At 72.6% G+C, this 14,212-nt stretch carries 11 protein-coding genes and 1 pseudogene; 5 read left to right on the top strand and 7 right to left on the bottom strand.

Annotated elements, in window-relative coordinates; genetic code table 11:
* On the bottom strand, positions 1-2,205 hold the full coding sequence (locus NIE111_RS21165; RefSeq protein ID WP_238686046.1) for a M48 family metalloprotease: 2,205 nt from the start codon (positions 2,203-2,205) through the stop codon (positions 1-3).
* 174 nt (positions 2,206-2,379) lie between these two features.
* A complete protein-coding gene (locus tag NIE111_RS21160) occupies positions 2,380-3,174 on the bottom strand; it encodes an esterase/lipase family protein (protein WP_238686045.1) in 795 nt (264 codons plus the stop codon).
* A 204-nt stretch (positions 3,175-3,378) separates the two neighbouring features.
* Here NIE111_RS21160 and NIE111_RS32310 point away from each other — a divergent pair, with 204 nt between their 5' ends.
* Positions 3,379-4,737, top strand: coding sequence for a pentapeptide repeat-containing protein (locus NIE111_RS32310; protein ID WP_238686044.1), 1,359 nt, complete (start codon positions 3,379-3,381; stop codon positions 4,735-4,737).
* Between the two features lie 33 nt (positions 4,738-4,770).
* Here NIE111_RS32310 and NIE111_RS21150 read toward each other — a convergent pair whose 3' ends face one another.
* On the bottom strand, positions 4,771-5,352 hold the full coding sequence (locus NIE111_RS21150; RefSeq protein WP_238686043.1) for a TetR/AcrR family transcriptional regulator: 582 nt from the start codon (positions 5,350-5,352) through the stop codon (positions 4,771-4,773).
* Positions 5,353-5,573: 221 nt separating this feature from the next.
* Here NIE111_RS21150 and NIE111_RS21145 point away from each other — a divergent pair, with 221 nt between their 5' ends.
* From NIE111_RS21145 to NIE111_RS21130, 4 genes are all read left to right on the top strand, one after another.
* The gene (locus tag NIE111_RS21145; protein WP_238686042.1) at positions 5,574-7,040 is read left to right on the top strand and encodes an MFS transporter; all 1,467 of its coding nucleotides are present in this window, start codon (positions 5,574-5,576) and stop codon (positions 7,038-7,040) included.
* 105 nt (positions 7,041-7,145) lie between these two features.
* Positions 7,146-8,132 (top strand): SEC-C domain-containing protein, encoded by a 987-nt coding sequence (locus NIE111_RS21140; RefSeq protein WP_238686041.1) that lies wholly within the window; start codon positions 7,146-7,148, stop codon positions 8,130-8,132.
* 202 nt (positions 8,133-8,334) lie between these two features.
* On the top strand, positions 8,335-8,802 hold the full coding sequence (locus NIE111_RS21135; protein ID WP_238686040.1) for a nitroreductase family deazaflavin-dependent oxidoreductase: 468 nt from the start codon (positions 8,335-8,337) through the stop codon (positions 8,800-8,802).
* A 68-nt stretch (positions 8,803-8,870) separates the two neighbouring features.
* On the top strand, positions 8,871-9,278 hold the full coding sequence (locus NIE111_RS21130; protein ID WP_238686039.1) for a hypothetical protein: 408 nt from the start codon (positions 8,871-8,873) through the stop codon (positions 9,276-9,278).
* A 192-nt stretch (positions 9,279-9,470) separates the two neighbouring features.
* Here NIE111_RS21130 and NIE111_RS21125 read toward each other — a convergent pair whose 3' ends face one another.
* The 4 genes and pseudogenes from NIE111_RS21125 to NIE111_RS21110 all read right to left on the bottom strand — a co-directional run bounded on the left by NIE111_RS21125 (position 9,471) and on the right by NIE111_RS21110 (position 14,194).
* Positions 9,471-9,734 carry a DUF6244 family protein gene (locus NIE111_RS21125; RefSeq protein ID WP_030489032.1) on the bottom strand — a complete coding sequence of 88 codons (264 nt, stop codon included), beginning with the start codon at positions 9,732-9,734 and terminating at the stop codon, positions 9,471-9,473.
* Between the two features lie 209 nt (positions 9,735-9,943).
* A pseudogene (locus NIE111_RS21120) lies at positions 9,944-10,162 on the bottom strand (GntR family transcriptional regulator); the annotation flags it as partial.
* A gap of 517 nt (positions 10,163-10,679) precedes the next feature.
* Positions 10,680-11,666, bottom strand: a complete 987-nt coding sequence (locus NIE111_RS21115; RefSeq protein WP_238686038.1) for a hypothetical protein — start codon at positions 11,664-11,666, stop codon at positions 10,680-10,682.
* Positions 11,663-14,194 carry an FtsK/SpoIIIE domain-containing protein gene (locus tag NIE111_RS21110; RefSeq protein WP_238686037.1) on the bottom strand — a complete coding sequence of 844 codons (2,532 nt, stop codon included), beginning with the start codon at positions 14,192-14,194 and terminating at the stop codon, positions 11,663-11,665. Before NIE111_RS21110 ends, NIE111_RS21115 begins: the two co-directional genes overlap by 4 nt.
* Positions 14,195-14,212: the final 18 nt, after the last annotated feature.

Here is a 14,212-nt window from a genome sequence, read left to right as displayed (position 1 = left end):
TCAGTCGGCGGCGGGTCGGAACGACACGTCGTCGCCGTCGGCGGTGGCGACGCCCGTGACGGCGAACGCGTTGTCGTCCTTGAACGGTGAGCTGCCGCCGAAGTAGGTGGTAGTGCCACTGGCCTCCACCCTGCCCTGGGTCTCGGTCGGGGTGGAGACCTGGGCGCTGGCCGGGCCGGTGAGTTCGACGGCGAGCTTCGGGTACTCCAGGATCTTCCAGGTGATCTTCTGGGTGGCGCCGCCGTAGTAGCGGAACGGGCAGCCCGGCGGGGCGGCGACGGTCTGCTTGGCGCACTCGTCCAACCAGGCGCGTACCTGTGCCTCGACGGCCTCGGTCGCCGCCGGCTTGAGCACCGGCGCCAGTTGCAGGACGGCGGCGGTCTCCCCCGGGCCGACCAGCATTGTCGTGCTCGGCGTCTCGCTGAGCGCACTGGACGGGCCGGTAGCGGTGTAGCCGCCGGGCAACAGCACCAGCGGGGCGCCCTCGGTGGCGACCGGCAGCTCCACCCCGTTGAGCCGTACCCCGGGGTCGGCGATCGCGGCGTTGAGCGGGGTCGGACCGCCGCTCAACCGCCAGCCGTGGAACAGGCCGGCGGTGGTCTCGTCCTCGCGGCGCAGGGTGAGGGTGGTGGCCTCTCTCGCGTCCCCCAGCCGGTACGCCACTGTGGCGGTGGCGCTGTCGCCGTCGCGGTCCAGCTTGCTGATCTCGACGTCGGTCGGTGGTTGGTAGCCCTTGCCGCGCAGCAGTTGAGCGAGCAGCGTGGTGTCGGCGTCGCTGCCCTGGTCGGTCAGGTAGCCGAGCGCGGCGTCGCTGTCCCGGTCGGCGAGCGCATCGAAGTAGCCGTCGATCGCCGCCTGGGGCCGGAAGAACGCCCACTGCACCACGCCGAGTCCGCTGGTGCCGAGGCAGGCGACCACTGTGAGGGCGCCGACCAGCAGCCAGGTGCGGCGGGTGCCGACCGGGCGGGCGGAGTTGAACAGCCCGTCGACTGTCACAGGCTGGCCCGCCCCGGCGGGCGCACCGGTCAGCGACGCGCGCTCCAACGCGTCGAGCCGCAGCTCGTGCGGCGGGTGGGTGGCGCAGACCGCCTCGTCCCAGCCGCTGCGCCCGGTCTCGAAGGACAGCCGCCGTTCCAGGATGCGCCGCAGGCCGTCGACGTGGCCGGTGAGCACGGCGCCGAGGTCGGCCCGGTACTCGGCGGCCCGCACGTCACGAGCGTGCAGTGGCAGCACCACGTACCGCATGGTGAGCAGCACCGGCCAGAAGAACACGAAGACCACGAAGTTGGTGCCCGGGTGCGGGAACGTCCGCATCAGCCAGGTCGGCAGGGCGTGCGCGAGGGTCAGCGGCAGGCCGACACCGCGGACGAAGGCGCTGGTGATCTCGTCGCCGGTGCGCCAGTGCACCAGCTCGTGGCTGAGCAGCGCGGCCACCTCGTCGTCCGGTTCGGTCAGCACGGCGGTGGTGACCACCACGTGTCGGGCGTAGGTGCGGGCGTTGCTCAGGACCGGGTCGTCCTCCATGAGCAGCCGGGGCACGCTGGGCAGGCCGAGCCGTCGGGCGCAGTCGTCGAGGATGGGGCGCAGCCGCGCGTACTCGCGACGGCTGGGCTGGCGCGCGCCCGAAACCACCAGCAGGCGGGGTTCGAGCAGCACCCGGTAGAGCGTGTACAGGACCCCGATCAGCGCCGCTGCGGCGACAGTGCCGATCAGGCCGGTGAGCAGCGCGAAGGGCTCGTCGGCGACGCCCATCCAGGGCAGGGCCAGCACGGCGAGGAAGCCGACCAGGAAGCCGATGGCGAAACCGGCGACGCCGCCGAGCAACCCGCCGGAGCGGGTCAGGAACGCCTCGACCAGGGAGCCGATGAGCGGGGCGTCGCGCAGCACCTGGGGCACCTGGTCGTCGGCGCCGGTCCCGACGGCGAAGAGCCCGACGATGCCGAACGTGAGGCCGCCCCAGAACGCCAGGAGCAGCGCGACGGGCAGGTAGAACCAGGTGGCGAGGAACGCGCCGAGCACGCCGCGCCAGTCCCGCAGGATCCCGGCACGCAGCCAGACCAGCGCGCTGGGGTAGCCCGGTGGGCGGTCGGCGAACCCGCCGGTGGGCGGCGGCGTGTCGGCCGACGGCGGTTGGGCGGCCCGGACGTCGAGCTGCGGCACGGTCGGCGGGGTGTTCTCCGGCGGCACTGCGGGCGGCTCGGCCATGAGACCTGCTCCTTCTCGGAGGATGGCGTCCACTGTCGGGATTGGACAGCCGGAGCAGGCTATCGAGGACATCTGATGTCTGCCACACCGTTTGGAGGGATCGTCGCGCACCCGACACTCACCGTCGCGGGTCCGGTGCGGCGGCCCCCTCCGAGGCCGCCGCACCGGAGCGGATCAGAGCGCGAGGCAGTTGGGTCGCACCGGGCCGTCGACCAGGGCGCCGCGCACGATGGTGTACGCCGTGCCGTCGAGCACCAGACCGAGGTGCCCCACCACCCGCAGCGGGCAGTACGCCTGGATCAGCACGTTCGTCGCGCCGTCGTTGACGGCGGCGTTTCCGGTCGGCCGGACCAACTCGTCCTGCAGAGTGCGGATGGTGGTGTAGCGCACCGCGCCCGGGGTGTCGTCGCCGGCGTTGAGGTCGGCGAGGAACGCCGAGCCGATGGTCATCTGTTGGCAGGCCACGACGCCGGCGCAGCTGCCCAGACCCAGGAACGCCACGATGTTGGCGACGTACGTGCCGTACTGCGGTGTGCCCAGGCTGACGTAGCGGCCGACGGTGGTGGTGCCGCCGAGCCGCTTGAGGTAGTAGCGGCTGACCAGGCCCCCTTCGGAGTGGGCGACGACGTCGACGCTCGTCGCGCCGGTGCTGGCGCGGACCTGGTTGACGTAGCCGGCGAACGCGCGGGCCGAGGTGGGGATGTCACCGAGGCCCAGTCCGGGCAGCTGGTAGATGAAGGTGCGGTAGCCGTCGGCGCGCAGGCGGGCGGCGATCGGCTCGTAGGCGACGGCGACGCCGCTGAGCCCGCCGACCACGATGACGGGGTTGGCCGCCGCGGCGGCGAAGGGTGTGGTGGGGGCGGCGGTGGCCGGGACGGGATCGGCGGGGGCGGCGGTCGCCGTGGCGGTGGACGCGAGCAGCGCGGCGGTGGCGAGGGCCAGGACGAGGGCGGTCTTTCGGAGCAGCATCGCTGCACCTCCGGGGGAGGCACCCGGCGAACCGGGCAGGTGGGTGGGGGTGTCCGGTCGACCGTGCGACGATCATCCCCGCAACAATTCAGAAACGTCAATGACTTGTTACGCGCCGGTAACCCGTTGTTCCGGCGGAGGCGTAAACGGTCATACCGTCACGCTCCATATCGGACGCCCAACGCCGACTGGCATGCTGTGGCCGTGGCTGTCGACGAACCCACCGAGCGCGAGCTGCGGGTGATGCCGTGGTGGCTGGTCCTGGTCGGCCTGCTGGTCGCCATCGCCCTGGGTTGGCTGGTGCTCGACCTGCTGCTCACCGAAGCCGACCGGGCCAGCCAACCCGACACCCGCGCCACACTGCGCATCGACGCGATCCGCACCGGCCTGACCGTCGTCGCCGGCACCGGAGGAGGGCTCGCGCTGCTACTCGCTGCCCGCCGCCAGTGGATCACCGAACGCGCGCAGCGGCACCAGGAGAGCGTCGCCGCACGGGACGAGGTGCACCGGGACCGGGTGCAGGCGCACGCCGAGGCGGTGGCCGAGGCCGCGCAGCGCCACCAGGACCGGCAGTCCGGGGCCGCCGAGCACGACGCGGCGGAGCGCCGACTGACCGAGCTGTACACCCGGGCGGTCGAGCTGCTCGGCAACGACAGCGCTGCGGTACGCCTCGGCGGCCTGCACGCGTTGGAGCGCCTCGGTCAGGACAACCCGGGGCAGCGCCCGACGATCGCGGCGGTGCTCTGCGCGTACCTGCGGATGCCGGCGCCAAACGGCGAGCCGCGCGAGACGGAGGTCCGACGCAGCGCGCAGCGCGTGCTCACCCGGCACCTGCGCGCGGACGACGCGGCGCACTGGCCGGAGCTGAGGCTCGACCTGGCCGGCGCCACGCTCGTCGACTTCGACGCCGCCGGCTGCACGCTCGTCGACGCGACCTTCACCGAGGCGGTGTTCACCGGTACGACCACCTTCGCGGGCGCGACGGCGCGCGGGCGTCTCCTGCTCGGGGCGGCGACCTTCGGTGACGTGGTCTTCGAACGGTTCCTGGCCGAGGACGAGGTCATGCTCGACGGCGTTCGCGTCGGCGGCGAGATCAACGTCGATGACGCCGCGTTTGTCGGCGGCCTGTCCTGCCGGCGAGCCAGCTTCACCGGCCCGACCTCGTTCTGCCGGGTGACCTTCGGCCAGCCGACCAGCTTCGACGCCACCCGCTTCGAGGACGCGGCCACGTTCCGGGACGCCGTCTTCGACGGCGCCCTGTCGATGGAGCACACCGAGTTCGGTCGGTCGGCCACCTTCCACTCGGTCCGTTTCACGAACATGGCGCTGTTCCGCTGGACGGTGTTCGGCGCGGAGGCACTGTTCGACAGGGCCCGCTTCGTCGACGCCGCGAACTTCGGCCGGGCCCGGTTCCACAGCATGGCCAGCTTCCGTGACACGCAGTTCAGCCGGCCACCTCAGGTCGAGCAGGCCCGGGCGGTGGCCGACAGTGGTCACCGCTGGCCGGCGGGCACGACAGTGGAACGCCTCGACGACGAGTGGCTGCTGCTGGTCGACCGCTGACCGGTCGTCAGTGTGGCGTGGCGGGCTGGGCCGTCAGCGTGGCGTGGCTGGCGGGCGCAGGCCGTCCAGGGCCACGCCGAGGACCCTGTCACGCTGCTCGGGCGACGGGAACTGGGCCATGGTGAGACCACTGATCAGCCGCACCACGTCGTCGAAGCCGATGTCGTTCCGGACCACCCCGGCGGCCTGTGCGCGGCGCATCAGCGGCTCACCGGCGGAGAAGATCTCCGCCCGGCAGCTGGTGAAGATCTCGGAGTCGTGCAGCAGTTGCTCGGCGAGCGCCCGCTTGGTGGCGACGTACGCGACGAAGCGGTGCAGCCAGGCGACGAGCGCGTCCCAGGGTGGCAGCTCGGCCAGCCCCTCGGCGGAGTGGCACAGCGCTCGGACCTCCTCGATGTAGACGGCCTCGAACAGGTGCCGGCGGGTCGGGAAGTTGCGGTAGAGCGTGCCGATGCCCACGCCGGCCCGGCGGGCCACGTCCTCCAGGGAGGCGGCGGCGCCGTTCTCGGCGAACGCCTCACGTGCCGCCGCGATCAGGGCGTCGTAGTTACGCCGCGCGTCGGCCCGCTTGGGCCGCTGGGCGAAGACCTCGGGCGCCTGCCCCGCACTGGTCATGACGTGCGTCACCTCACTCTACTTGCATCCGGAGGATGCCCTCCGCTAGCTTAGCGGAGGCACCCCTCCGGAATCCCGGAGGCCTGCCTCCGGTTACTCTACCTCGGGACCCGCCCGATCGCCGCCTGGCCACCCGATCGCCCGGACCCCGACAGACCACCCCGTCGCAGACGACGGGCGACAAGACTTCATTCCCGTACGTAATCAGGGAGCTTTCTCTCGTGGCAGTGACCTCCCGACGCAGCTCGCGTCGGCTCACCTTCACCGTGCTCGCGGCCGGCGCCGGGTTCTTCGCGATGCTCCAGTCGCTGATCACCCCGGTGCTGCCGACCATCCAGCAGGACCTGCACACCTCCCAGAACACAGTGACCTGGGTCCTGACCGCCTACCTGCTCAGCGCGTCGATCTTCACGCCGATCCTCGGACGCGTCGGCGACATGGTCGGCAAGGAGCGGATGCTCGTCGTCTCGCTCGCCGCCCTCGCCCTCGGCTGCCTGCTGGCCGCCATCGCGCCGAACATCGGCATCCTCATCCTCGCCCGGGTCGTGCAGGGCATCGGCGGAGCGGTCTTCCCCCTGTCCTTCGGCATCATCCGCGACGAGTTCCCGGCCGCACGGGTCTCCACCGCCGTGGCCGCCATCTCGGCGATCGTCGCCGTCGGCGGTGGCCTGGGCATCGTGCTGGCCGGTCCGATCGTCAGCACGCTGGACTACCGCTGGCTGTTCTGGATCCCGATGGTCGTGGTCGGGCTGACCGCCGTGGCCGCGCACCTGTTCGTGCCCGAGTCGCCGGTCCGTACACCCGGTCGCATCGACTGGCGCGCCACACTGCTGCTCTCCGGCTGGCTTGTCGCGTTGCTGCTGCCGATCAGCCAGGGCGCCGCCTGGGGCTGGACCTCCACCCGGGTGCTCGGTCTGCTGGCACTGGCAGTGGTGCTGCTGGTCGGCTGGCTGGTCACCGAACTGCGGTCCAACAACCCGCTGATCGACATGCGGATGATGCGCCTGCCCGGCGTCTGGACCACCAACCTGGTCGCCCTGCTCTACGGCGCGTCGATGTTCTCCATGTACGCGTTCCTCCCGCAGTTCCTGCAGACCCCGACCGCCGCCGGTTACGGCTTCGGCGCGAGCATCAGCCAGGCCGGACTGCTCATGCTCCCGATGGTCAGCGCGATGTTCGTCGCCGGGGTCATCGCCGGGCGACTCCAGGCCGTCTTCAGCGCCAAGGCGCAGCTCGCCACCGGTGCCACCTTCAACGTGGCCGCCTCCGCGATGCTCGCCACCGCACACGACACCCGCTGGGAGGTCGCCATCGCCGGTGGCCTGGTCGGCCTCGGCATCGGCCTGGCCTTCGCGTCGATGGCCAACCTGATCGTCGCCAGCGTGCCGGCCAGCCAGACCGGCGTGGCGACCGGTATGAACGCCAACATCCGCACCATCGGCGGCGCGATCGGCGCGGCAGTGGTCAGCGGCGTGATCACCGCCCACCCGCAGGCCAACGGCCTGCCCCGGGAGGCCGGCTTCACCATGGGGTTTCTCGTCCTCACGGCGATCGCCCTGGCCGCCGCGCTCGCGGCCCTCGCCGTCCCGTCCGCCCGGCGGCCGTCGGCCGGTCGCCGGCCGTCCGCCGCGACGATCGTCGAGTCGGAGCTAGCCGGCGAGTTCGCCACCATGCCAGCGACCCGCTGAGGCAACGTGCAGCAGCCCGGGCGGTTCGCCGCCCGGGCTGCTGCCTGTCCGGGAGTACGCTGGCCGCTCCCCCACCCACCGACAGTCGTCTTTCAGGATGCGCCCATGTCCGAGTTGCTGACCGCCGACCGCATCGAAGAGATCGGCGCCCTCGGCTTCGAGAGCCCCGACCCGGCCGCGCTCGTCGCCGAACTGGTGGGCGCCGTCGACGAGGGGCGGGTCGCGGATCCCGCCGACACCGGGTACGCCCTGCTGGTCGCCGCGGACATCCTGGAACAGGCCGGCGACCTGGCCGACGCACTCGCCCTCGCCACCCGCGCCATCGCCGAGCAGCCGGACGACAACGCGTACGCCCGAGCGGTGCGCGGCGGTCTGCTGCTGCGCCTCGACCGGACGGACGAGGGCATGGCCGAGCTGACCGCCCTGCGTCCGCTGCTGGAGACCGACCCCGCGGCCACGTACGTGGTCGACGAACTGGCCGAGTCCGACCGCAGCGACACGGCGTTGGAATGGCTCACCGGGGCACTGGGCGCCATCCTGGAACGGACGCGGACCCAACAGCACGAATCCGAGGACGCCCAGGACGAGGCCGCCGCCATGATCTACGGCCTGGCCCAGCGGCGGCACAACCTGCGCGAGGAAATGGGCCTACCCCACGACGAGTACGACACCCTCGCCGACCGGCTGCGCGCCGCGAGCACCCACGCGCTCGACGCCCTCGACGACGGCCCGGCGACGCTGCTGTTCTGGCCGCAGGCGGAGTTCACCGCGCTGCTGCTGCGCTGGCCCGCCCTCGTCGACAGCTACCCCGCCACCTGGGACGAGCACCGCGCCCAGATCGAACGCGCCCTCGTCGACGCCTCCGGGATGGGCGGCGCCGACCTGGGCGTGGTCGTCGGCACCGTCACCGACCTGGCTGCCTTCGCCGAACGCACCGGCAGCGACCCCACCAGCGAGGAAACCCTCGACGAGTACGCCGACAGCCTCGACGAGTCGGGCGTGACAGCCTGGCCGCCCGGCCGCAACGACACCTGCTGGTGCGGGTCCGGCGCCAAGTACAAGAAGTGCTGCCTGCCGCGCTCACGCGGCTGACCCTTCCCCGCCGGTTCGGTCCCTGCGGTCCCGGGAGGCCATGTCCCTGGAGAGCCTGATGCCTGTGAGTCATCACGATGACTCCCAGGCATCACGTTCCACCACGACCGCCGGCACCCTCTTGAGCGCCGGCCACCGCACAAGCCCCGCGTATGATCGACACCCCGTTCGACCGTCCGGGCTCGACGATGGAGGCGATGGTGTGACCACACACGAGCAGAACGAGACGGTCGAGGACAGCCCGGTCGGCTGGGTCGCCAGCCACATCCGGCGCTACGTGCGGACCGACGGCGCGGATGGGGGCACCTTCCACGGCGTACCCTCGCTGCTGCTCACCACCCGCGGACGCCGATCGGGCACGCTGCGCCGCACGGCCCTGATGTACGGGCGCGACGGCGACAACTACCTGCTGGTGGCGTCCAACGGCGGCGCGGCCACGCACCCCGCCTGGTACCTGAACCTGAGCGCCGACCCGGCGGTGGAGATCCAGGTCGGCGCGGAGCGGATCACGGGCCGGGCCCGGACCGCGACCGGCGAGGAGCGCGTCCGGCTGTGGCCGGTGATGACGAAGGTCTTCCCGACGTACGCCCGCTACGCGAAGGAGACCGACCGCGAGATCCCGGTCGTCGTCATCGAACGGGCACCCCGGAAAGAATCTCCCGCCAATTGATCTCCGTCACTGTCGGAGAGGGCTAGGGTGACTCCAGGTAAGCACCCACTCCGGCAAGGAGAACCGTCGTGCGCCGCATCATCACCACCATCGCACTACTCGGGCTGTCACTGTTCGTGGTGCTGGCGCCCACACCCGCCAGCGCGGCAAGTGACGGCGAGGTCACGTCCGCGACCCTGGTCGCGCGCGGCGTCGCCGTGGACGTCAGCGTCGCCGTGACCTGCCAATCCGGCCTGTCCGGTGGCGTCGAGCTGATCATTCGACAACGGTCGGGCGACAGGGTCGCGTACGCCTCCGGTTGGGGTCCTGTCCACTGCACCGGCCAGCCGCAGATCGCGACCGGGCGGGCGTGGGTGGAGGGTGGCGGCCTCGTCATCAAGCCCGGTGTGGCCCTGATCAGCGGAGGCTTCGACCTGTGCGGCGACGTGGGCTGTGGCGGACCGCGGTTCGAGCAGACGTTCCGCATCACCCGCTGAACCGGCAAGTCGAGGGCTCTAGCCAGGAAAGCGGATGACCGGAAGGTCGCCGCCATCGCCGTACACCTTGACCTCGCTGGTCAACACCCCGTCCGGCTCGCCACCGTCGCAGGTGACCCGCGCAGGCACGCCGGTCACCCCGCCGCCTCAATGGCTGCCTCCACCTTGTCCAGGTAGTTGAACCACCCGCGGTCAGTTTCCCAGCGCTCGAACCTTGGCGATCGTCTCCTGCACATGCTGCTTGGCCGGGTCGCCACCCTGGGAAGCCTGTGCGAGCGCCTGACGGTACGAGTCGATCATGCCGACCAGCGGACCGGCGGCTACGCCTTCCAGCGCACCGGCGACGAGTGCCCGCGCCTCGGCCGCGTCCTGTGCTGCCGCTGCGGTCTTGGCCTTCGCCTCGTCCAGCTTCTGCGACGCCGCCGCCAACCTCGCGATGATCTGTGCTGCGCTCACGCGCACCTCCCCGTGATCCACCATCGCCTCCGCCACCGCACCGGCGGAGACCACATGGGAGCGTACGAGATCCGCGCACCCAGCGCGACCATCCACTCGCTCCCGGGTCACCTCGTGGACAGTGGTCACCCCAGCCAGCGGCTTCGCCAGATTCTGTTCCCTGAACCCTGACTGGGACGCTTGCCGATCGAGATCTTGGACAGTTTCCGTCAGCTCGTAACGGAAACTGTCCAAGATTTGGAGTGACGCCACGAAATCGGGGCGGTCCAGCGCTCGGCGACGAACACGCCGACGCCACCGACGCCCTCGACCAAGCCCTCGATCTTGAGCGCGTTGATGGCCTGACGAACGACGATGGCCGAGACGTCGTGCTGACGGCACAGCTCAGACGTCGACGGCAGTTTGTCGCCCGGCGCAAGTTCACCGGACGTGAATTCCGGAAAGACGAGTGGATCATGACCGGGACCAGCCGAGCCGGGGTCAACGCGTAGGCGCGGCAGAGTTCTCGCCCTACAGCAGGCTCCCGTGGGCAGTGACGACCAGTCGCCACTCCGGTGTTCCGAGGGTTCGCAGATCCGGGGCCACGACAGGTTCGGCGCCGGGCGCGCAGACCCCGTACACCTGCGGCGCGACTGCCTCGGTGAGGAGGTGCTCGAAGTGGAACGAGCCTTTCGAAGCCGAGCCAGACCACTGTGTTACCGGCGGCGCAGGCGACCCGCAGGCAGTGGGCCAGATAGCGGTGCAGGAGCGGTGGTAGCTCGTCGAAGACCAGGTCGTACTCGGTGACGCGGGCATACGGATCGTCCCGCTCAAGGGGATACGTTCGCACGTCGAGCGGCACGGCGCCACCACCGGCGAACTCCGGCACCCGGGCCGGGACGCCCGGCACGAATACGCTGACGACCGGCTGCGCGGCGAAGCGCAGACCGGATGCCAGATCGGCCATCAGCGCAGGCCGCGGACCATCAGCAGGTACGCGCAGTAGGCCATCGGCACCACCAGGAAACAGATCAGGAACCCGAGCGGCAGGTACCGCGGCGGGGTGCCGGCGACCATCGCCGGCCGCCCCCAGCGGCCCAGCACCAGGTAGCCGCCGAAGAACGCCACCGCCGGCAACCCCGCGCAGATCCACGCGCCGAGAGTGAACCCGTCCACCAGACCGACACCGGAGGCGAGCACCAGCATCAGCACGAGCACCCCGGCCGCCGCGCCGCACCCGGCGTAGACGGCAACCGCCCGCGCCAGCGGCGACCACGTCGGCAACAGCGCCGGCCGCTGGGCCAGCAACTCCGCCTGCTGCCCGTGCCGGTCGGCCTCGTCGGCCATCCGCCGGGCCAGCTCCAACTCCACCGCCGGGTCGGCCGCCGCCGCACGCTGCGCGGGCACCCCGCCGCCCGCCGGGCTGACCGCCGTCGGCAGCGCCAGCCGCGCCTCCCCCGCCGGCAACTGGGGGTACGCCCCGACCCCCGCCCGCCCCGGCGCGCCGGCTGCGCCGGCGGGTTCCCCGTCCCCGGTTCCGGGCACTGTGGGAGCGCCGGCAGCGAAGGGCGGGCCGGAGCTGGAAGCGGAGGGCGGGCCGGAGCCGGCAGCGGGAGACGGACCGGAGCCGGGAGCCGAGGGCGATCCGGCGCCGGACGGCGAGCCGGGCCAGGCGGCGGTCTCGCCTGGCGTCCCCGTTCCCTGTCCCGCACCCGGGCCTGGGCCCGCGCCAGGGCCCGCACTGGGGGCAGGGGATGGTTGGTCGATTCCGATGGCTCGGCCGAGATGGTCGAGGCGCTGCCCCTGGGCGTTCAGCCGCTGCTGGAGGTAGTCGACGGCGGCGTGCAGGTCGCGGCGGCGCGCGGACTCGGCGGCGGCGTGCTGTTCCCCGGCGCGGTGCTGGGCGGAAAGTTGCCGGGCCAGCGCCGCGTACTCCTCGAAGGACACTGTCACCGCTCCCCGTCGGGGTCGTGCCCGTCGCCGACGAACGGGACGATCAGCCGGGTGCGCTGGTCGTGCCGGTCGATCAGCAGCGCCCGGTCGGGGCGGGGCGTGTAGGTCAGGTCGTGCGCTCCGAGGTGTAGGGCCAGTTCGGCGCCGGGCACGTTGAGCGCGACCAGGCAGGCGACGTCGTCGCGATTCTGGGTGCCGCCGAGGTCGTCGGCGAGCCGGCGCAGCCCCCGCCACCAGCCGAGCAGGTGCACCCCGTGCGCGGGGCCCTGACGCAGGACGGTACGCAGGTCGTCCAGGCCGGAGCGGAACGTGCCGGGGTCGGTGGCAGCGAGGACGGGCGCGGCGGCGTCCATGCCGAACACCACAAGGTATTCGCGGCCGGTGGGTTCGGCGGCGAGCGCGGCGATCCGGTCGCGTAGCCCGGCCGCGTCGAGGCGCCGCACGGGGTGACCGGCGGCCCGCAGCAGCGTCTCGGTGTCGTCGGCGACCGGATCGGCGACGTCGACCAGGCAGGCCAGGTGGAAGCGCGCGTCGCCGGGGGTGTGCTGGCGGGCCAGGCTGAGCGTCGCGGCGCGCAGCACATCCGCGCCGGTCGGTGCGGTGCCGACCACGGCGAGGTGCCGGCCGGGTGTGGTGTCCATCAGGAACAGTGCTGTGGTGCCGTGCACGTCGACGGTTCGGCCGACCAGGGCCATCGGGCGTCTACCACCGGGCCGCAGCCCGGCGAACGTGCTGTCGTCCTCGATCCGCGCCGCTTCGTACCCCTTGAAGACCGCTGGGGCCCGCGAGCCCTGCGGGCGGGCCTGCCACAGGTCGTGGCGCAGGGCGGCGAGGTCCGCAGTGGCGGCGTGCGCGTCGGGGAAGCGCAGCACTGTGTCGGCGCCGACCGCGCCGGCGGCGGTGTTGACGACGGCGGAGCCGATCGGCAGGGCCGCGGCGGCGTCGTTGAGCTGGTCGAGCACCCCGCCGCCGCCGGGCAGCGCCACCCGCAACGCGAACTGCCCGAAGATCGCCTCGGCCCGCCCGTAGAGGGCTTCGATGCCGGTCATGCTCTGGCTGGCCAGCACCAGGTGGATGCCGTACGAGCGGCCCTTGCGGGCCAACTCCTCCAGCAGGTCGACCGACTCGCGGGCCAGCGCGTCGTTGCCGGCGAGCAGCACGTGGAACTCGTCGATGACCGTCACGATGCGCGGCAGCGGATTGTCCGGGGGCAGGTCGGCGAGCTTGGTGACACCGTGCCGTTTGAGTGCGGTGGCCCGGCGCTGCGCCTCCCGGCGCAGCTCGCGCAGCACGGCGAGACCGTACTCTCGGTCGGACTCGATGCCGACGGCGCGGGCGTGCGGCAGCCAGGACGGGTCCCGGCCGGTGGGCACGAACTCGGTGAAGCTGACGCCCTCCTTGAAGTCGAGCAGGTAGAGCTGCAACTCGGCCGGCGAGTAGCGGGCGGCCAACCCGTAGAGGACGTCGAGCAGGAAGACCGTCTTGCCGGCGCCGGTGCGCCCGCCCACCAGCCAGTGCGGGGTGGCGTCGTCGAAGGCGAGCGTCAGCGCGGTGCCGCCGGCCCGGCCGATCACCGTCCGCAGGCCGTTGCCGGCGGACTCGGCCCAGCGCTGCTCGGGCAGCAGGTCGGTGAAGGGCAACGCGTCGGCGCGACGGGTGGCGGTGCCGAGGTGCTCGGCGAGGGCGCGTACCGAGGCCGGCGGCGGGTCGCCGTCGAGCAGGACGGGTGCGGCGAGCCCGCTGCCGTCGGCGCTGAACGGCGTGCCGGGCGGGTCGCCGACGTGCGCGTACCCCTGGTTGAGCCGCACCGCTGTGGTGCCGCCCAGCGGCGGCGCGGTCTCGCCGGGCAGCCGGGACGGGTGGCCGGCGAGCAGCACACACACGGCGGCGGCCGGGCCGGCGTGAGTGAGCGCGGCGAGGCGGGCCAGCTCGCGCGGCGGCGGCGCGGCGGTGGCGACCACCACCAACAGGCGACGGCCGGTGGGCTGGTCGTGCTGCGCGGCGCGGGCGTGCTGCTCGGCGGCGTCCACCAGCGCGGCCACCTCGGCCTCGCTGGTGGCCGGCGGGTCGAGCACCCCGGCGTCGAGCAGTGGTCGCAGCGGGCCGAAGGTGGCCCCGAGCGCGGCGGTGTCGATGCCGGCGACGCGGACCTGACCGGGCGGCGCGGTGGCGACCAGCCGGAGCACCAACGCCCGCAGCAGCCCGGCGACCTGCGGGTCCCGGGCGTCGGTGTCCACTGCGAGGTGGTGGCCGCCGCCGAGCGGGACCAGCACCGGAAAGGCGCCGTCCGCTGTGGACGCCTCGCCGATCCGTACCGCTGCCGGCTCGTCGGTCAGCGGGGTGACGCCCGGGGCGGGGGTGGCCAGGGCAGCACCGAGGCGGGCGAGGCGGGTCACCAGGTCGTCCCCGCCGGCCGGCGTGACGGTGGTCGGTGCCGCCCCCAGGGCGCTGCGGGCGGTGTCCAGATGCGCGCGAGCCGCCCGGTGGGAGTTGACCGCCTGCCCGTACGCCGACGCGAGCCTGCCCACCCTCTGCCCCCAACGCCA

Origin of the sequence: Micromonospora hortensis (assembly GCF_022230935.1) — a bacterium.
Lineage (GTDB): Bacteria > Actinomycetota > Actinomycetes > Mycobacteriales > Micromonosporaceae > Micromonospora > Micromonospora hortensis.
This window is presented reverse-complemented; position numbering and strand designations above follow the sequence as displayed.

Excerpts from the sequence above, each read along its gene's own strand:
- NIE111_RS21165 (WP_238686046.1), bottom strand. The coding sequence starts at position 2,205 with ATGGCCGAGCCGCCCGCAGTGCCGCCGGAGAACACCCCGCCGACCGTG.
- NIE111_RS21160 (WP_238686045.1), bottom strand. The coding sequence starts at position 3,174 with ATGCTGCTCCGAAAGACCGCCCTCGTCCTGGCCCTCGCCACCGCCGCG.
- NIE111_RS21150 (WP_238686043.1), bottom strand. The coding sequence starts at position 5,352 with ATGACCAGTGCGGGGCAGGCGCCCGAGGTCTTCGCCCAGCGGCCCAAG.
- NIE111_RS21140 (WP_238686041.1), top strand. The coding sequence starts at position 7,146 with ATGTCCGAGTTGCTGACCGCCGACCGCATCGAAGAGATCGGCGCCCTC.